This is a genomic window from Leptospira johnsonii, from assembly GCF_003112675.1.
In the GTDB taxonomy this organism is placed as follows: Bacteria; Spirochaetota; Leptospiria; order Leptospirales; family Leptospiraceae; genus Leptospira_B; species Leptospira_B johnsonii.
The window spans coordinates 1-19466 of sequence record NZ_BFAY01000007.1 but is presented as its reverse complement, the minus strand read 5'-3'; the positions used below and the strand labels follow the sequence as shown (position 1 = coordinate 19466).

The window sequence follows — 19466 nt, the reverse complement described above, 5'->3', positions numbered from 1 at the left end:
TACATTTTTATCTCGCAAAGAGTGCACACAGGATTTTTAAATAGGAATAACCACTTCTCTCCGTGTGAAACGATCCTTTATTTTTCGTGTTAACCAGACTGAAAACGAATAGGTGGATCTTCTAAAAAACTATTTATCAGTTTTAAAAGCCTTTGCTTCTTGGATTTCTACGATTGGATAGTTCTCTTTTTGGATCAGCGGAAGTTTGTGTTCTACTTGGAAACTTTCCGAAATGAAATTCAATTTCGAACCTAAAATTTTTTCCGATCGGGATTTCACCTTGATACTTAACCAATCGTATTTTAATTCCACTGTTTGATCTTCTTTTGCTACAAGTGAGATCGATTCCATATTTTCTATCGGAATAGTGATCTCGAAACGTTCCGAATTTATAAGTAACTTTCTTTCTTCCAAAAGAACGGATTCTACGAAGAAGGTCCTGCCGTTCTTTAAGAGTATTTTTAATATAGGAGTAAGATGAGAAAGATCGGGTGAATTTTCGGGTGTAATAGGTTTATTTACTTGGTTTTTTTTCTCTTCCCGTTTTCCGAAAGTATTCAATATTATTTCTTTGGCTTGTTTTAATTCTTCGGAAGCTTTTTCCATGTATTGGGAGATCGTATTCGCTAAGACTCCCGTTTTATATATTTTTTTCGGATTTTCCGAAGTGATATATGGGTCCTTTCCGGACGATCCTATCGAACGAAAATTTTCCAGCGCTTCTTTATCGTTTAGAATTTCTGCGGTTTTTAATGAATTTTCTGTAACGGTTTTGTCCTTATATTTGAATTTTCCGATTACCATCAGCCTGCGATTCGAAAGAATAGAGGCCCTATCTTTCCTTCCCGTTTTTATGATGTTCGTGTATTTTTTGACTGCTTCCGGGATCTCTCCTTTTAGTTCGGTGCAGCGGGCGCGCATGTATTGTTCATTCCTGGTGGGGTTTCGGATGTTATCCAGGTATTTTAACGTTTCCGAACAATCTCCGAGTGAAAATAAATAAGATACTTTTTCTGCGCTTGTCCCTTCGGCTTTGAAGGAGGCTCGAATATCAAGATTTTGTAATAATAAGGAAAGTAATAATTCTGCAGTTTCCGAATAATTTGTTCCGGGATATTTTTCTACGGTCTCTTTCAGTTTTGCGATCGCATTCTCCAATTCTCCTATTACCGCTAAACAAAATCCCCTATGTAAGGAAACGAATGCCGCCTCGTCAGTCCGAGAATCTAATTTTTTTTCCAAAGACCAGTATTGCTCTTCCGCTTTATCGTATATCCCGCTTCTTTCCATTTCAAAAGCGAGCTGCAGATAGAAGATTTGTTCTAGATCTTCCTCCAAACGGATAGGAGGTTTTAATGTTAGGAATCTGACTATATTAGCGATCCATGTTCCGGATCTTTCCCAAGGTGATAGGGACAATCTGAGATTTTCAGGGGACTCGTTTAGAATGGAACTTTCTAATACTCCGGTGACCAGTTCTTCTTTGAAATTTTCCGAGTTCAAAAATGTAAGGCGAACCCTGGATTTTAAAACGACCGATGCCAAGTCGTAATTCATGATCCTTTCTTTTAATAACAAATATCTCAGTTCTAAAATTTTCGCGTTCCCAATCCAGTAGGCGGATATCGGAAATAAGACCATCACTACCAGGATGGAAATAACGTATGCGGACCGTTTCATTTCGGGATCTCAAAAGCGAGTATGCTCACATCGTCCCTGAATCTGGCAGCGAATTTTTCGAACTCGAAGGAGAGTCCGTCTACGATCTCTTTGCAGGACTTGTTCTTGTTTTCTAAAAAATATTCTTGTACCCTCTGAAGTCCGAATTCTGTCCCGTCGGCTCCCATCGTTTCGACTAAACCGTCCGTATACATCAGTATCTTGTCTCCGGGAGCGACTTTCATCCGCACTAACTCATATGAATATCCTGTGATTGTTCCCATGGGAGGCCCGGAAGTAGGTATGGTCCTTATTTCGTCGGAGGAAGGTCTTAGGATCATCGGTTCATTATGAGCGGCATTACATACTTCCAAGGTTCCGCTAGGATATAATCTTAAAAGAAGGGCTGTCGCAAAGAATGAGGATTGCAGTTTTGTTCCGATCAGATCGCTTAATCTGCTTAAAGTTTTTTCGGGAGATTCGTATTTTGCGGAAACCGCATCGGTAAAAATCCCAAGTACCACTGTGACTAACGCAGCGCTTACGCCATGACCCGAGGCGTCTGCGAGAAAAAAATATTGGGAGGAGTCCTTGCCTGAGCCCAATCTGTAAAATTTGTATAAATCTCCGCTAACCTCTCTCAAGGGTCTATAATATATGGATAGATTGTAACGTTCCATTCTGGAAAGTGCTATCTTGCTTGGCAGAAACATCTGCTGAACTTCTTTACCGATCGCCAATTCCTTGGAAATTTCTCGATTTAGTTTAGTGATCCTCTCCATGTTCGAATCGATCTGAGAAGCCATCGCGTTGAATGTCTGCCCTAAATCGTCCAATTCATCCTGATTCTTGAAATTCCATGCAACTCTGGAGCTTAAGTCTCCTGTATACATCTTATGGCTGGTATTTTTTAGTATTCCTATCTTTTTGAATATTCTCCTGTACAAATAATATCCGAACAGTCCATGGAATACGATTCCCCAAAAAATTGCGATCGCCATCTGTGCAAATATATGTGTCACCCTTTCTCGGATCGAAGGGAGGGAAGCGATGCCTAACAGATACAAGGGTTCTTTTTGGACGGATCTAAAGGGAATGAGAAGGCGAATTGAAAAATTCGTCTCGTCCAGATCCGTCTTATAGGGAGTTCCTACAAAATTTCCTGACGAATCTGCTAATTGTTTTATCTCGGAAAGGATCTCAGGAGAAATATTCTCTTCCGACGGCTGTTTTGGTTGAGATATCCAGATCTCTCCATTCTCGCCGAACACTTTGTAGGAGTTGGTTCCTAAAAATTTTAGATTTCTTTCGAATGAGTCGTAAGACTGTGGTTCTCCTTTGGATAAATGTACCAAACTTAATTCCTGTTGGAGTTTTTCCGCTAACGTCTTGGACTGAAATTTAAAGTTTCTTAAAAGCAGATCGGATTGATTTTCGAAGATCATCACCGAGAAAAAGCTGATGTTTACAGCAGCTAATAAGGAATAGAAGAGTCCGATTGTCCAAACAAGCGACGTCTTTTTGGCATCCACTGCGGGTGTAACTACGAAATTTTGTAAAAGCATGATTAGGCAGTACTTCCTTTCTTTTTTGGATACATCAAAACTGGTTTTTTCAAATTTTTCCGATGATTAATGCGGCGAAGCGTAGTCTTGAACGCGTTTTATAAAAATGGAATGCGTTTTAAACACCTAAAAAGTCTTCAAACAATCTCCTGTTCTTTCTCATTTCGCGACCTATTTGCATTATTTCTCTTTTTTAGTAAACTATTAATAGGTTTTTGTCCAGCGAAAGTATTCGTTTGTTATAAAACGAGTTTAGGGACGTAATTACGGAAATTCATATTTTATGAAAACGTACATTATGAAAATGGAAATAAATAATTTATTATTCTTATTTTGTGAGGATGTTTGTGATTTGAGCGCGATGAATTTTTATATTTTGTTTTGAAACATTCTATTTCTAATTACTTAGGATTAGTTTTGCTCTCTTTCTTATATTAATTTTTGCGTATGTTTTTCGATGTTCCTAAAAATTTGTAGAAAAACGAAAGATCACTTGTTATAGTGCGTTTGTTTTTCGTTCTTCTTGTTTTTGTTTATTTGGAAATAAATTATAAAAAAGGAATATATTTGGCATGTTTATCCGTGTTCGATCGATCTTTCCTCGAATTGCCGGATATGTATTGTTCGGTGTTTTTCTTTTTCAAAGCTGTACGATTTGGCCTAGCCTGACTGCTTTGGCAGGGATTCAGGCCAACGGCGGCTCGGGGTTGAATCCTTTTATTTTTCTTCTATTCGGGAAAGGGAGTTTAGAACGGATCGAAATATATTCTCCCTCAGGATCTTTTGCGAAAACTTCCACACTCTCTTTGAAAGCGACTGCGATCTATACCTTCGGCGAGAGAGAGGACATAACTGAAAAAGCTATATGGTCTTCTTCGGATCCTTCCATCCTTAGTTTCGGCGGGATTGTTCCGGGGCAGGTGCTCGGTGCCGAGATGGGTAGAGCGAGAGTTCGGATCGGATTTAGGAATTTTACGTCCGAAAGGGAATTAGAAGTAACTAGAGCTCCCGTTACTTCGATCACGATTACTTGTCAAAATCAGAATACCGATTTGGCGATCGGAGTAATACGTCAATGTGCTGTCACAGGAACATTTGCGGACGGCACAAGTCAGGATTTAACCGGAGATCCCGGACTTGCTGTAACGTCAGGGAATGGATCTATATTAAGGGTATTGCATAATCCGAATAATGATCCGGATACGATAGATATTACCGGAATCAGGGCAGGAAGTACCCAAGTCAGAGCCAATTATAGGGGAATTTCCACATCTATTAGTGTGACTGTGGTGGATACTAGTCTGGTTACCATACAGATCACTCCGGTGGCTCCTCCGATTGGACAAACTTCCGGCAATGGGCTTCCTAAAGGAAGGACTATGCAGTATATTGCAACGGGTTCTTTTGCCGATGGATCTTTCCAAGATATCACAACCGTAGTTACGTGGAGTTCGGATGATACTGGTATTGCGGAAATAGACGACGCAAGCGGTTCCAAGGGATTATTAACTGCAATTGGATTCGGAAACACGAATATTAGAGTTTCCGCTCCTCCTAGTTTGGCTGGCGGTACGGTGATTACCGGTTCGACAATCGTTTATATTTCCGCAGCGGTTTTGGATCGGATCGAAATTTACTCAAGTGGCCAAAATCCTTTACCCTCGGTCGCCAAGGGAAGGTCCGCACAGTTGACTGCCATCGGTGTGTATAGCGATGCAAGTACACAAAATATAACAAATTCTGCAACTTGGAGTTCAAGCCTTACGTCGGTTGCGACAGTGGATAATGCAGGGACGATAGGTCTTGCACATGCGGCGGCTGTAGGTTCCACTACTATCACGGTCCAATATTCCGGTGTGAGCGGGACAGCATCCTTTACGGTTACTTCTGCCGTTCTGGAATCCATCGAGGTTACTCCTGTGAATCCGAATGTAGCCAAGGGATTGACTCGTCAATTCACTGCAACAGGAACTTTTTCGGACGGAACGACTCAGGATTTGACTTCTACCGTTACTTGGACTTCTTCGTTTACAAGTGTTGCTACGATCAATAATACGAATTCCGGAAAAGGACTCGCTAATGCTTTGAGTTTGGGAACCACTACGATTACCGCAACGTCCGGATCTTTTAGCGGAAATACTGTTTTAACTGTAAGTGCGGCAGCTTTGGTCTCTATTCAGATCACTTACAATTCGGTAAATCCTGTAACGATACCGAAGGGGATCAATCCTCAATTGATCGCTACAGGAACTTATACGGACGGAAGCACTCAGAATATTACAAATTCTGCAAGTTGGTCCTCTTCGAACACATCCATAGCAGTTGTGGATAATTCCGGTTCGAAGGGATTTGTGACAAGCATTGCAGTAGGACAATCCACGATCGAAGCCGTCATGGGTTCCATTACGGGGACTGTGAATTTAACGGTAAATGCGGCACAACTGATTTCCATTTCCGTTTCCCCGGAAGAATGGATTTTAATCTCCGGAGAAAAATATTCTTATAGAGCGATCGGGACGTATACGGATGGGGTTAGAGAAATTACCGGGCTCGTTCTTTGGGAAATCATACTGGCAAACGGCACAAGCGGGGATGCGACCGTGAGTAATGATCCATCTACGAAAGGGGTCGTCACTGCGGTATTTAATACAACACAAGGATATCCTTTAACTGCTCGGGCCAGTCTGGATGGTATCGTCGGAAATACCACATTTACTATCATAAGCGATACCGAGAGGCCGATTCTTTTAAGAGCGCAGTATATAGATTCCACACACATACAAATAGAATATTCGAAAGTGATGTATGCAAATACTCAGGCGGGAGCGCCGTATCGTTATAAGTTGGTAAAATCCAGTGCGGTAACAACAATGGAAGATTCCAACCAGGTACGCTGTTCGAATAATACAAATTATACGGCTACTTATCCTTCTCCCGATTCGATCTCTATTTCTTCTCTCTCTCCGGCTACCACTAATTCCAGGGTATTTGTTATGACTTTAGGGACGGCCCTTACGGCAGGGACCGAATACACTGTGATCGCCGATAAAGCAAGCCTCAGCGCCACTTCAGGTGCATTAACTTGTCCGAACACCGCCGATTTTGTTGCGGCAGAGCAGATCAAATTGAAGTCTGCTTCTTGTGCAAATTTAAACCAAGTCGTATTAGGCTTTTCAAAAGGGTATCTAGGCGGAGTGGATGCAGTAGGTTCGGCCCTTTGTTCCAGTCCGATCGAATGTGCAAAACGTTATAAATTCAATACCGGTTCATTGGGAGAAATCCAAAGTGCAGTTGCGTTAGACGGAACTGCTTGCGGAGGAGCGGCGGCCGATCCTAACAAAGTTTGTTTGTCCCATACTAATATACAGTCGGGAAGCCAATTTTCTCTGATTGCTGCGAACGGGGCGAACGGGGACGGATTCGACAATTCTTCTTGGGGATCGATCAGGGATTCAGGAAACGGGGAAAATTTACAATCTAGTCCTTTCGATAGAGTAAGCTTTTTAGGATGCGGTTCCGCACCGATCAATTTTGACGACGGCCCTCTATTGCTTGATCCTTATGGATCCACTTTCGGGAATTTGGTGGATTATAAAGGTAGAATTTATAGCGGACCGAATAATGCGGGAAATGCTGCCCTTAGATTCAATTATGACGGTTCAAATCCGGAACTGATAGGCTTTAGTCTTCCCAGGGATTCGGTCGCTTCTCCAGGGGGAGTTGGGATCCAAGCAAACGATTCTTGGACTTCTACAAATACTGCGAATACTGGAAATGGGGTCATTAAAACTCTCGGGCATGCCGGATGTACTCCAAATTCCGCAGACAGGGCCTTAGGATGCGGCCCGGATAATGAAAGTGGACGGGGAATTTTCGCGGTTGGATCCCTTGGATCTGATTCTTTCCTGTTCGCTGCAGGGGCAAAAACACAACTGATCGCGGGACAATATTATTTCGGGGACTATGTATATTATACATTAGATTCTGATAATACTTTAAATTTCAAATATACGGATTGGGCAAATATTACTGGAGGAATTACTGCTGCGCCTTCCAGTATGCTGACGCTGAACAATAGACTTTTAGTAGGTTGGGCGAAACGAAACTGGGATGGAAGCACGGCGAACGACTCTCCCGATTTCGGTTTTATCAGCTTCAACTCAGCAGATACCGATACCGGATACTGCACCGCCGGAAATAACTGCGACGCAAACACTGCTGCTATCAAAGGAAAGCGGACCTATATCAATTATCTTCCTTATTTCGGAGGAACTGCCAACGGAGTGGCTCTCAATTCCTCTCCGAATTGGGGACATTATCTGGATGTGGATTCCGTATTTACTTTCAATAATTTGATCTATGCCGCGAATGGTGGAGGGCCTGCAATAGGACACAATGGATCCATTATACGTTCGACTAATTCGGATCCTACTACCCCTTGTTCAGCACCGGATGCTTGCGCAAACTGGATGGAAATAGGGCCTAGAACAAACCAATACTGGCATAACGTGGAGAGTCCAATGGACAATCCGAGTAATAACTGGTTTTCCTTGGAGTTATATAAGTTCTTCGATCTGATCCCGGGAGATAAGGCGTTCCCTGCTTTCGCCGAATTTAACGGAAAACTTTACGTGGCAAGGAACGTATGTTTGGCGAGTGCCGGAACGATTACCGATTTTAGGACAACACCATTCTCGGGAACAAACGGTTGCACTGGTGGAAGCGACGATTCTAATCGCAGAGCCCAGATCTGGGTATGTAGTCCGGCTCTCACCGGAGCGGCGGACAGTTGTGAATCAGGCGATTGGAGTTTAATCGCAAATAATGGAAGTGGGAACGTTGATTTCGGAGATCCTACAAATCGAACGATCTCTATGCTGATCAAAAACGGATCATATTTGTATGTAGGGTTCGATAATCCGGGGGGAATTAGGATTTATAGGACGAACTCGGCTAACCCTAATTCTGCGAGCGTTTGGTCTAAGATCGGAGCTGATGGTCTCGGAGATCCAAGTAACGTGCAGCAGATTTTTTCGGCAATTTCGGTCTTCACGTTCGGCTCTGACTTCGTTTATATCAGCACAGGAAAGGACGGAGTCCCGATCAGAGTTTATAGGCAGCATAATTGAAGACTGAAATTCCAGGGAGGATTAACTATATGAGCAATCGGACTTTATTACATATCCTTACTTTGATCCTATTCGCTTTTAATTGCAGGCATGCCTGGGTAACGTATCCTGCCATTCCCCCCGAAGCATGTTTGGCCTATGCGGAAAGCTCGGAATGTAAAACTGCTTTGGACCAACGAAAGAAAAATACCAAAGGAAAGATCGGAGAAACTTTTAGCATGAAGGACCATTATTATCTAATGGGCCTTTTTCCGAACGAAAAGGTGGTAAATCTCGCTTCTCTTTGTCCCCAAGGACCTAAGTCAGTACATCAGTACATGACGTTTTGGGACGTATTCTTTGAGCAGTCTACTATAGGGATATATTCTCCCCAAACTCTGGAAGTGGAGTGTTATCCATGGTGAAACGAATTCTAATATTTCTCGCTGTGGTTTTATTGGGATGCCATAAAACCGTTCTTACATTCCAGAAAGATTCCAGATCCATAGTATTTAAGCCTAATACCCAGGAAATGAAATCCGCTAGGCAGGGAAGTCTAGTTGCAGGGTATTATTTCGTTTCGGACCCCATTGAGTTCAGTTGCCCGAATCCCAAAGAAATTCCTGAGGTGAAAATTATCACCGGGATCTGGGATTCTGTGATTCATGGGCTGATCGGGGGGATCTATTCCACTAAGACCTTAGAATCCTTCTGCGAAAAAAATTAGGATTGTCGTTTTCCATACGAGACCGGTTAGATTAAATAATTCTTTTTTAGGCTAATAAGATCTTCCTGGCATAGCAGCTTTGTTTGAAAATACAGCTGATCTTTCGGAAAAAACGAATAGCATTTGCATGGATTTTTTCTAAACTCGTTTTGGAAGGTCTGCCGGATGGTCGCGCTTTCTTTTCTGATCGAGTGGGTTTTCCCTCATTCGGGAAGTTTGTGAGGAAAGTCCGGACACCATAGAACCACGGGACCGGGTAATTCCCGGAGTTCGGGATCGTAAGAAACCGGATATGGAAAGTGCAGCAGAAAATATACCGCTAGTTTTCTAGTAAGGGTGAAATGGCGGGGTAAGAGCCCACCGCCGCTTTTGTAAAAAAGCGGGCAATGTAAACCCTCCCGGGTGCAATCTCGAATAGGCGGCCATCGTAGGTTCTGCAGGGCCGCGGGTAGAGAGCAAAGAGTCTTTTCGGTAACTAAAAGACCAAGATAAATGATCATCGCTCGCAAGAGTACAAAATCCGGCTTATAGGTGGATCTTCCATGGCAATATTTTTTATTTTAGATAGGATTTATCCACCTTCAGGAGCGAAGCGACTATAGGCAATCTTCCACTGTCCTTATATGAATATTATAAATATGGAATGGTTAACAAGAGAGACGGTTCTCATTTTAGTATTTGGATCAGCATTTGCTTTTTCTCTTACATATACGTTCGAATATTTTATAAAACATACGGATCGGCTCCAAAAAAAATCCAAACATTATTTGAGGCTGCCTGTATTTTATAGATTTGCCGGTTTCTTTCTAATCTGCTTGGTTCCTGTCCTTCTTTTAGGAGATATTTATTTTACTTTTCAGAAGAATGGGGCCTTAAGTTTTCCGGATCCAATTTTATGTTTGGTTTCTTTCCTATTATTTTTGGCAGGGGTCTTACTTATACTCTACTGTAAGAATTATAGGATCATATTAGAGCAAGATGCTATCTTATCCAAAGGAATTTTCCGAAAACATAAAAGAATACTCTGGAAGGATATTCAATCTGTTCGATTTGAAAGATCCGCTTTCTTTCTAAACGACAGCAAGTATCAGATAGAAGTTGTTACTCTGTTATCCGGATTCGAAGTTTTTCTTTCCGCTTTAGAAGAGTCGGTTGCGCCGAATTTGTATGAAGAAGCGCTTCAGAAATACAAACAGTTTTCCAGAAAGTCCTGATTACAAACCTTTTCATAAATCACTTTTTACTTTAAATTCTTTCCTTTTCAGAATTGATCCTATCCATTTTTCTAGCACTATGTCTAAACCGGAAAGATACTCATACAGTGTTCAACAAAAAGTAGCCTGGGGAGATATGGATGCCTTTGGTCATGTGAATAATGTGGTCTATGCAAGATATTTCGAAACTGCAAGGGCCTCTTACTTTGACGATATGGGGCTTTGGGAATCTCCTCAAAAGCCTATGGAAGGCGGGCCGGTTCTCACTCATATTGAAATGGATTACAGAAAGCAGGTTCGTTTTCCTGAGACGATTGATATTTCAGTGAAATTGGAATCCGTTAAGAACAGATCTTTTTCTATCATTTGTTCCATGTGGAATCAGTCTGGGGAATGCGTGTTGACTGGAAAAGCGGAACTGTTATGGTTTAATTTTTCTACCGGAAAACCGGCGGCGATTCCAGATGTCTATAAGGAACAATTCTTCCAACAAAACAAATGAAACGCCTGCAATCACAAGCGTAAAAGAATTTTTATCTGAGGAATCTCTTTCGCGATTTCGTTTCGCGATGTCTCTTTTTCTTTTTTTCGCGGGATTTGGTTTGTTGTTAGGTGATACCTCCTCCCAGGGAATTTACGATCCGAAATGGATCAGAGTCGCTCATGTTACGCTAATTTGCACTTCCTTATTCTTAAGTTTTAAATTCGAAAACTTTAAAAAATACAGCGAGTCGGTTTTACTCTTTCACTTCGCGGTGATGAGTATTCATTCATTCTATCTTTTGTATGTGAACGGTTTGTATTTGGGTTATCTATTCGGATTGATACTCGTTGTATTTAGTACCGGGGTTTCCATTAACAACCGAAGGGTACTAATCCCGGTCCTTCTTATTTTTATAGCGATCGCATTCTTTGTGGGTATACATGTAAAAGATCCTAAGATAGATGTAGGGATGTATTATTTCGGTCTCATTTCTTCCGGAATTTTGTCCGTTCTTGTGATCGGCTTTAGAATGAAAACATTCGAAACCTTATTAGAAGCTGACGTACAGATGGAGAAATTCCAGATCAATATCGAAGAAGAATTATCTATCGCTCAAAAAACCCAAAAGAGCCTCGTGGATCTCGAATTTCCGGAAGCTGGAAATTTTAGGATCTATTCTTATTTTAAACCTTTGGAAAGTGTGGGTGGAGATCTAATCAAAACGAATCTGGGCAAAGAAGGGGAGCTTGACTTTTTTTTTGCGGATGCTGCGGGTCATGGAGTTTCTGCCGCAATGGTTTCTGCGATGGCGGTAATGGCCTTTAAGACAATTGCTCCTATTGCGGAAACTCCTTCAAAAGGGCTGACTTTGATCCATGAGTCTTTGATGACTATGATCGGCGGATTTTTTATTACCGCAGTTTATATGCGATTGGATAGAGAGGAAAAAAGCCTAACTTATTCTTATGCGGGTCATCACCCTGCAGTTTTGATCAAGTCCGACGGCTCTGTCCAAGAATTAACCGGAAAAGGAACAGTTCTTCTGGCCCTTCCTAAATTATTCAATCGAGATTATGAAATTTTATTAGAGCCTGGAGATAGAGTGCTACTGTTCTCGGATGGAATGTTCGAGTTTTATGTTGAAGAAAAAGAATTTTTCGGTTACGAATCATTCTTGGATCTGGTCCGAGATTATACATCTCTTTCCGGCAGAATATTTTTGGATTCTCTGGGAGAAGCCATTCTGGGCCTACATTCTTCTCCGCCGAAAGACGATATGACCATGTTACTTTTGGAAGTTCTTTAAACTAAAAAAACGTCTTGCTCTTCCTGTGGGAAGAGTTAGTATCCCTGCCTATGTGCGATACTTTCGTGGCCACTCCGGATTCCACTTCTTCCGGAAAAATGATCTTCGGAAAAAATTCGGACAGAGAGCCGAATGAACCCCAATGCCTGGTAAGATTTCCTGAAAGAATTTCTAAGGAAAGCCAACAAAGACTTACCTTTATCGATGTTCCAACATCTAAAAAAACCAGAGAGGTTTTGATCTCTCGTCCTCTTCATATTTGGGGAGCGGAGATGGGAGCGAATTCAAAGGGAGTAGTGATCGGTAACGAGGCAGTATTTACTAAACTCAAGATTGAAAAGAAGAATGATGGTCTTACCGGAATGGATCTCTTACGTCTGGGCCTGGAACGTTCCGATACTGCAGCGGATGCAAGAGATCTGATCATAGAATATTTAGAAAGATTCGGCCAAGATGCATGTGGCGGTTATTCGAATCGGGACTTCTTCTATCATAATAGTTTTATCATCGCCGATCCTAAAGAAGCTTACGTTCTGGAAACCGCTGACAGATATTGGGCTTGGAAGAAAATCAAAGGTTTTTATGCGATCTCCAACGGTCTGACCTTGGAATCCGATTACGATGGTTTACATTCTCATGCCATCGATTTTGCAAGAGCAAAAGGTTGGTTGAAGAAGGGGCAGACGTTTTCCTTTAGGGAAGCATTCTCAGATTCTCTGTTTACTAGTTTCAGTAAATGTAAAGTTCGAAGAGAGATCGTTTCTAATGGAGGAAAATTTTTCGGTTCTAAGCTGGGTGTTCAGGAAGCGATGCAGATCCTAAGATTAGAAGGTAAAGAAAAGGGAAGTGTTCCACTTTCTATCAGCCAAGGAGGGTTTCCATCTAAAAGTATTGGTTATTCTCCAGCTCAGTCAGGTATGGGTTCCGTTTGTCTTCACGCGGGAGGTCCTTTTTCTCCGAATCAGACTACTTCTTCCTTCGTAGCCGAACTAGATACAAATCCGATATATTCTCAGTTTTGGGCGACCGGCTGTTCTATTCCTTCATTGTCCGTTTTTATTCCATTTTCCATTCCTGGAAAAACTTTCTTGGAGGGAAGTATTGTACAACCTGGAACCAGTCCGGATTCTTCCCTCTGGTGGAATCATGAGATTTTATACAGGCTTTGTCTGAAAAATTATGATAAGGCAACTTCGATCTTTAGCGCGGAATTAAAGGAGAAGCAGGAGAAATATATTCAAAAAGTAGAATATACTCTGGGTTTAAGCAGGAACTTGTCTCTGGATCCGATTACTAAAGAGGCTTCGGAAGAAGCGGATAAACTTTACCGAAAGTGGAGAAACCAAGTGTTGGAACTTGCGGTGAACGGAAATATTCTTCCGAACTTTTGGTCTTCTCCACTTTATAATCTAAGCTGGGCGATCTGGAACCGAAAAGCAAGGATCAACTCCAGAGTTCTTAAGGGGATTGATTTGCCTTACGAACCCGCATATTTATGAACTCCACAAGCAGGGAAAATGCCATGGCGAAATAAATATATCCTTTTGGAATATGGAAATGTAAACCGTCTGCAAATAACATAACTCCGATCATGATCAAAAAGGAAAGAGCTAAAATTTTCATGGTAGGATGTTCGTTGATAAAATCGCTTACCTTCCCTGAGAAGATCAGCATAATTACGAGCGAGATGACTACAGCAAGAACCATGACCATCAGATCTCCGGAAAGTCCGACTGCAGTGATGATAGAATCCACTGAGAAAATAATATCCAGAATGATGACCTGTAATATCACATTAAAAAAGGAAGGAGAAGATCCGGTGTCCAAATCAGTTTCACCTTCTTCCATTTTATGATGGATCTCACTAGTACTTTTGGCCATTAGGAAAAGTCCCCCACCCAGCATGATGAGATCTCTTCCGGTGACTGTAAAATTTCCCACTTGGAAAAGTTCGTTTGTGAGACTGGCAAGCCAACTTACAGTAAACAGCAATCCGATCCGAAAACCTAATGCCGCTACAAGTCCGATCGTGCGGCCGCTTGCCTGTTGTTCTTTAGGAAGTTTACCGACTACTATGGAAAGAAACACAATATTATCAATCCCTAGAACGATTTCCATTACAGTTAGGGTCAGAAGAGAGACTATTACGTCTACAAGATGCAAATCCATTGTAGAAAGAAATTCGTCTAAGGACTAGAAAAGCAATCGATTTCCTTTCCGGCATCGTAGAAGATTTGAAAGAGAGATGAAATTCCTACCGAAAGAAATTTTGGAATCCCAGGTCGAAGGAAGAAATTTAACCGGCCTAAGCTTCGGGGACAATCTTCCTCAAAAACCTAGTCTGGTCGTTTTTCTACGTCATCTTGGTTGTATATTTTGTAGAGAAACAGTGGAAGATCTTCGCGTCTTCAGTTCCGAAATGGCTGCATTCCCACCAATTTTGTTTGTCCATCCCGACTCGGTAAGAGAAGGAGATGAATTTTTCGCCAGATTCTGGCCGGAAGCAAAAGCGATCTCAAACCCGAGTGCTTCATTTTATGAGAAGCTCCAAGTGCATGAAGGTAACTTAATCGAATTAGCAGGCCCAGAAGTTTGGGTTAGCGCAGTAAGAGCGCTTGCAAAAGGAAATTTTTACGGAGTCCAAGGAAGACATCTACTTAGAATGCCTGGTGTGTTTTTAGTTTTGAAGGATCGGATCCTCTGGACACATTCGTATCGCCATATAGGAGACGAACCCGACTGGAGCAAAATACCTGGTTGTACTCCTTTGCCAACGGATGAATACGATCCAGGGATTTTGCCGGCGTAATGCCTCTGCGAGCGCCTCTTTTTACATTCTAGGTCCGCCTCCAGGTGGAGGAGGTGGGAGTGCTGCTTTACATGCAGAAGATAACTTGCTTTCGTTTTCTCTCATACATTTCATATGAGCAGGTCCACGTTCTATGTTCTTGCAATATTTTTCGTCATCTGCAGCACAAGCCGATCTGAATTTTTCGAAACGAGAGATCATTTCGTTTACATGATTTTTGCAAGTCTCTGATAGTTTTGAGATATATTCTTTTAGACAACGATCCGTTTCCGGGCCCGGTCTGGAATCTTTGCAATAGGTTTGTCTTTCCGTTTTACAGGGATCTTCTCCTGGCGGACGTCCACCTGGTTGTGCAAATGCTGCTCCTGTTAATACGAGTGCTAATGCAGAATGTAAGATCAGTTTTTTCATAATGTTTGCCTCTTGCGGGAGTTTGTTTTTAGTTCCTTACTTTTATTTACTATTGCGACCTAAGTTGCTGCGATTTAGTTTCATATTGCATTTTTCGTCCTTAAGGGACATTATTATCCGAATAAGGAGAGTTTTCATTTTGTAAAAAAATTTCTTCCCTCTTTTCCCGGAACCTTCTTACTGTAGGGATCGCGAATTAAAAAAATCCAAAAAAGTTCGTCTTAGCTCCCAATTTAGGCTCTAAGGCGAACGGTTCCATTTTTATATTTGTAGAAGATCGGATCTACAATGATCGAAATCCGATCATGGAAAAATTATCCGAAAAAGACAAAAGACTTATCTCTTCCGTCGAATTTTATTTTAGAGAAGGGAACTCCGAAAATTTTCTAAAAGAAGCATGGAATTGGGCCTGGGCCCTCGCAAGAGGAAGATACAATCTAGACGAAGACTCCTGCTCCGAAATCGTTCTTAAGTTGGTTTTGGACGCGGAAGAAGTATTACATCTCTTCAAAGAAAGAGGGTATTCCAATTTTCCCGCGTTTTTCACAACATATACAAAAAACTTAATTGCTAACCAGAGAAGAAAAGAGATCCGACTCAGCAGAAGTGAGATCCTGTCCGATGGATTCGAAAGATTTTACGACCCAAGGTCCGAATTCACGAAAGAAATATTGAGCCGAACCCAGGAAGTTTCTCTTCTGGTCCGAACCATTCTTTCCGAAATGGATCCGATCGCCTCTCTTATCCTCAAATTAAAACATAGGATCCCTTTAAGCTTGAAAGAATTCAGATTATTCTACTCAAAACTAAAAATGAAAAAATTGAAACTGAAAGATTATTATGTGAAAGATATAGAAGAAGAAAGGAAATCCTGGCTCAGGAAGAAAGAGCTAAACGAAAAACTTTCCAGACTCTACCAAAACATGCAGATCCATCGTTTCGAAAATTTAGAAAGATGGAAAGTTTCCAGAAGGCAAATACTCGAAGTCTCGGGGGCAGTAACGAAAGAAAAAAGTTTCAAAAAGATAGGCTGGTATTTAGGCTTAAGCGAACATTCTGTCCGAAAAACTTATTACTTCGCGGTTTCCGAATTAAAAAGAAAAGAAGAACTAAAAAAGATCGGATTTTCAGAAGCCGCTTAATGATCAGCTTTTCCCTTTGTCCGGCCGGATCGTAGGAAGAAAAAGTTTTCTTAAAAGTTTGGATTTGTTTTTGAGTCCGGAAATTTCTGCGATCATGTTCGCGACCAATCTTTGACCTGCTTCCATACCTTTGGAAACGGAACGATTCAAAAGTTTGGAACTTGTGGTGACCATGCTCAGTTCCGATTCTTCCGGAGAAATCACTCTGATCTTTACACCCTTAGGAGGAGAATGGATGATGCGAACGGCACGATTGTACATTGTATGATGCACCTTAGTGATCATATGAGAAAGTTTTTTGTTAGAAGGATAAGAAAGCCAACCTTGAAAACCGGGGATCGGATCCGAAAATTCATCCTCGGGACTATTTAAGACTACCGTAATATCCTTATAACCAGCTTGGATTACAGACTCCACTGGGATCGGGTCGGAGATCCCTCCATCACCGTAATACTGCCCACCCAATTTCCATTTTCCTCTGGTGGCGATAGGCAAAGAAGTAGCCGCTTTCAATAAATTCAGAACATTAGAAGCGGTGGCCTTGACATATTCGGCTCTAGCTTTCGCGAGATTCGTAACCACTACATAGAAAGGGGAAGTTTCCTTTTTCTCCAGATATTCGGAAGGAAGCCTATACTTAGTTCCGAATAAGTAGTCTATTAGATATTCCTGATCTAGAATGGTTTTGCCTCGAAAAGGATTTAAAAGAGAGATCAATTGGCTGCCTGTGAGTTCTTTTCTCCAAATGTCCAAAATTTTCAAGCCGTCAGCATGGTCCGTTTCATAGCCCGTAGTATAATAAGCTGCAGCGCAGGAACCAGAAGAAACTCCCAAAATTAGATCGAAGTATGTAGAAGGCACCGCTTGGTTGATCGCATATAAAGCTCCGCCCGCAAAGGAGCCTTTCATTCCGCCGCCTGCGACAACCAATGCTCTTGCACCTTTTTTTGCCTTAGGCAAACCGAGAATCATTCCCGATTGTTCCGATTCCCCAGGAGAAAAATACGAACTCATCTAAAGATAAAATTTTCGATCCTTCTCCATTTGCAAGAAACTTGAACTTCCAAATCCCAAATTTGAATCGGCTTTTTCCCTCGAAAGCGAAACTTTTTTGCAACATACCGCATGCACATAAGATAATAATTTCTAAAATCATCGAAACGGCTCAGTTAACTGTCCCAGATAATCTTTCGGAAAACTTTTCTCTCTTTCTAAACCGACTGCTGCTCCTGTTACGAAACCTTCTTCCTTTTGCAGACTGCCGAACATTCTATCCCAAAAGGAAAATACAGCTCCGTAATTTACCTGAGTTTCTCTATATTTTTTTCTATGATGCCAACGATGAAGTTCTGCCACTGAAAAAAATTTCTTTAAGATTCCTGCCTTATAATCCATATTTCCATGTTGGAACATAAGGTGAAGACTAAGGATAGTCAGCCAGCCTAATACAATCTCGGAAGATGCTCCTAATAAAAGAACTAGAAGAATTCCGGGACTTCCTTCCAGAATTGCATGAATAGGATGCCTTTTTTCTCCGTTCAACCAATACAATCTCTCCGAGCTATGATGAACCGAATGTAATTTCCATAAAAAAGGAAAGGAATGACTGAGACGATGAACCCAATACATTCCAAAATCGACATATAATCCCGCCAACAATACTTGAAGGAAATAAGGCAGATTCTCCGGCCAAACCGAAGGAAGGGGGATTATGGACCTGAAAAATTTTAAGGAAGTAAAACTTAAGTAAATCAAAAGAAAGTTCACTAGATTGTGGAGTATATCCGCAGATAGATCCCCTATATTCCTGTTCCAGTTAGGATCGTAGGGGAGAAGCTTTTCCAAAAAGTACACGACAGAGCCTAAAGCCAGAATACTTGTTAAGGAAGAAATTAGAGAGTTTATATCCAAGGAGATCAGCAGAAAAAATACTGTGGAAGCTCCTGTGAAAAAGGTAGGGTAAATCAGGTATCGAAACATTTTAATCTGGTAATCAATCCTATAGAAAAAATCTAAAAGGAAGTTTATACCGGATCGAATATATACAATTGAACGGAGCGGCTATCCGTTAAAAATTTTGAGGGATTTACTCCGAACATATCCATAAACGTCCTACTAAAATGAGCGGAGTCCGAAAACCCTGATTCATGACAGACTTCAGTCAGATTTTTTCCTGCCTTTAATGCGAGGACCGCTTTAGTGAGTTTAGTCCAAAGAACGAATCGTTTAAAAGGGATCCCTAAAGACTCAGAGAATAGATGGGTGAATCTTCCGGGGGAAAGTTTTGTTTTTTCTGCGAAAGTTTTAAGGTCCGGGGTCTTTTCGAAATCCCAATTCTTGAGAAGCTCAAGCGTTAGTATGATCCTTGGATCTATTTTAGGAATTTCGAACTTTATTTTGCTACGATGAAATCCGGAGAGAAAATTATCCAAGGATAAAGGATCAAATTCTCTTCCTCCATATTCTTTCAATTTTTCTATAATGTTTCTATTTGTTCGATTTTCCGGCTGATTGTATTCAGCCTCCAAAGCAGCAGATATTTTAGAATGAGGATCCGTGTAGAGTAATATCAGGTTATCTCCATTGTTTTTTGGGCCTTCTATTATTCTATGTGTGGTGTTTCCTGGAATAAAAACAAAGTCGGAAGATACTTTAGAATTTTCTAATTCAACGTGAATTGGGCCATGAACTCCTACTATGCTCTGGGCAAGAAAATGTTTATGGCTTTCCGTTTCGAAATGTTTTCCCGAATATAAAACTTTATCCGGCCAGATATATAGATTTGATTTCATAGAAAAAAGTTATTGAGAACGAAAGGGAAAACCTCTCGGCAAAGTTGGCCTAATAGCTGATATTTTTTTAGATCAATTTCGAATGAAATCGAGAAAATTCGTCCTAGATTTTTCTCCAAAAGAGAAAAAATCGAAATCAATTTTCACAAAAGTTATTTGACCGGTTGAGCGACGTAATTAATATGGTCTTTACGCCTGAAGGAGTTCGCCTGGGAAGGAATGAGCCTAAGGGGATCTAACAAGATCTTT

Annotated in this window: 16 protein-coding genes and 1 other RNA gene; 10 read left to right on the top strand and 7 right to left on the bottom strand. The window is 41.3% G+C overall.

Translation table 11 applies throughout. The annotated features are described in order from the left end of the window. Positions 1-129 precede the first annotated feature (129 nt). Both LPTSP_RS05605 and LPTSP_RS05600 read right to left on the bottom strand, forming a co-directional pair. Positions 130-1680: a hypothetical protein gene (locus LPTSP_RS05605; protein WP_108927849.1), complete on the bottom strand. Its 1551-nt coding sequence runs from the start codon at positions 1678-1680 to the stop codon at positions 130-132. Beyond that, on the bottom strand, positions 1677-3224 hold the full coding sequence (locus LPTSP_RS05600; RefSeq protein WP_108927848.1) for a SpoIIE family protein phosphatase: 1548 nt from the start codon (positions 3222-3224) through the stop codon (positions 1677-1679). Before LPTSP_RS05600 ends, LPTSP_RS05605 begins: the two co-directional genes overlap by 4 nt. Positions 3225-3931: 707 nt before the next feature. On the opposite strand from LPTSP_RS05600, the gene LPTSP_RS05595 reads away from it, so the two are divergent. The 8 genes from LPTSP_RS05595 to LPTSP_RS05560 all read left to right on the top strand — a co-directional run bounded on the left by LPTSP_RS05595 (position 3932) and on the right by LPTSP_RS05560 (position 13562). Continuing rightward, the gene (locus tag LPTSP_RS05595; protein WP_245915476.1) at positions 3932-8353 is read left to right on the top strand and encodes an Ig-like domain-containing protein; all 4422 of its coding nucleotides are present in this window, start codon (positions 3932-3934) and stop codon (positions 8351-8353) included. 29 nt (positions 8354-8382) lie between these two features. Then, positions 8383-8757 (top strand): Bor/Iss family lipoprotein, encoded by a 375-nt coding sequence (locus LPTSP_RS05590; protein WP_108927846.1) that lies wholly within the window; start codon positions 8383-8385, stop codon positions 8755-8757. Further along, positions 8751-9059, top strand: coding sequence for an LIC_10461 domain-containing protein (locus LPTSP_RS05585; protein WP_108927845.1), 309 nt, complete (start codon positions 8751-8753; stop codon positions 9057-9059). Before LPTSP_RS05590 ends, LPTSP_RS05585 begins: the two co-directional genes overlap by 7 nt. 153 nt (positions 9060-9212) lie before the next feature. Next, positions 9213-9603: RNase P RNA component class A (gene rnpB, locus LPTSP_RS05580), an RNA gene on the top strand. 94 nt (positions 9604-9697) lie between these two features. Next, on the top strand, positions 9698-10273 hold the full coding sequence (locus LPTSP_RS05575; RefSeq protein ID WP_245915475.1) for a hypothetical protein: 576 nt from the start codon (positions 9698-9700) through the stop codon (positions 10271-10273). Between the two features lie 79 nt (positions 10274-10352). After that, on the top strand, positions 10353-10775 hold the full coding sequence (locus LPTSP_RS05570; RefSeq protein WP_108928179.1) for an acyl-CoA thioesterase: 423 nt from the start codon (positions 10353-10355) through the stop codon (positions 10773-10775). Between the two features lie 100 nt (positions 10776-10875). Beyond that, a complete protein-coding gene (locus LPTSP_RS05565) occupies positions 10876-12063 on the top strand; it encodes a PP2C family protein-serine/threonine phosphatase (RefSeq protein WP_245915474.1) in 1188 nt (395 codons plus the stop codon). Positions 12064-12113: 50 nt separating this feature from the next. Beyond that, entirely contained in the window at positions 12114-13562 is a 1449-nt protein-coding gene (locus LPTSP_RS05560) for a peptidase C69 family protein (RefSeq protein ID WP_108927842.1), read from the top strand. Here the strand turns inward: LPTSP_RS05560 and LPTSP_RS05555 are convergent. Next, positions 13522-14232 (bottom strand): TerC family protein, encoded by a 711-nt coding sequence (locus LPTSP_RS05555; protein WP_108927841.1) that lies wholly within the window; start codon positions 14230-14232, stop codon positions 13522-13524. The genes LPTSP_RS05560 and LPTSP_RS05555 overlap by 41 nt on opposite strands. A 76-nt stretch (positions 14233-14308) precedes the next feature. Between LPTSP_RS05555 and LPTSP_RS05550 the strand changes: the two genes are divergently transcribed. Then, complete coding sequence (locus LPTSP_RS05550) at positions 14309-14872, top strand: SelL-related redox protein (RefSeq protein ID WP_108927840.1); 564 nt, start codon at positions 14309-14311, stop codon at positions 14870-14872. Positions 14873-14893: 21 nt separating this feature from the next. On the opposite strand, the gene LPTSP_RS05545 is transcribed toward LPTSP_RS05550, so the two are convergent. After that, a complete protein-coding gene (locus tag LPTSP_RS05545; RefSeq protein WP_108927839.1) occupies positions 14894-15283 on the bottom strand; it encodes a hypothetical protein in 390 nt (129 codons plus the stop codon). A gap of 305 nt (positions 15284-15588) precedes the next feature. On the opposite strand from LPTSP_RS05545, the gene LPTSP_RS05540 reads away from it, so the two are divergent. Next, a complete protein-coding gene (locus tag LPTSP_RS05540; RefSeq protein ID WP_108927838.1) occupies positions 15589-16425 on the top strand; it encodes an RNA polymerase subunit sigma-70 in 837 nt (278 codons plus the stop codon). 3 nt (positions 16426-16428) lie between these two features. On the opposite strand, the gene LPTSP_RS05535 is transcribed toward LPTSP_RS05540, so the two are convergent. From LPTSP_RS05535 to LPTSP_RS05525, 3 genes are all read right to left on the bottom strand, one after another. Next, on the bottom strand, positions 16429-17439 hold the full coding sequence (locus LPTSP_RS05535) for a patatin-like phospholipase family protein (protein WP_108927837.1): 1011 nt from the start codon (positions 17437-17439) through the stop codon (positions 16429-16431). 138 nt (positions 17440-17577) lie between these two features. Next, the gene (locus LPTSP_RS05530) at positions 17578-18405 is read right to left on the bottom strand and encodes a sterol desaturase family protein (protein ID WP_108927836.1); all 828 of its coding nucleotides are present in this window, start codon (positions 18403-18405) and stop codon (positions 17578-17580) included. Positions 18406-18449: 44 nt separating this feature from the next. Then, positions 18450-19217, bottom strand: coding sequence for a helix-turn-helix domain-containing protein (locus LPTSP_RS05525; protein WP_108927835.1), 768 nt, complete (start codon positions 19215-19217; stop codon positions 18450-18452). Positions 19218-19466 lie beyond the last annotated feature (249 nt).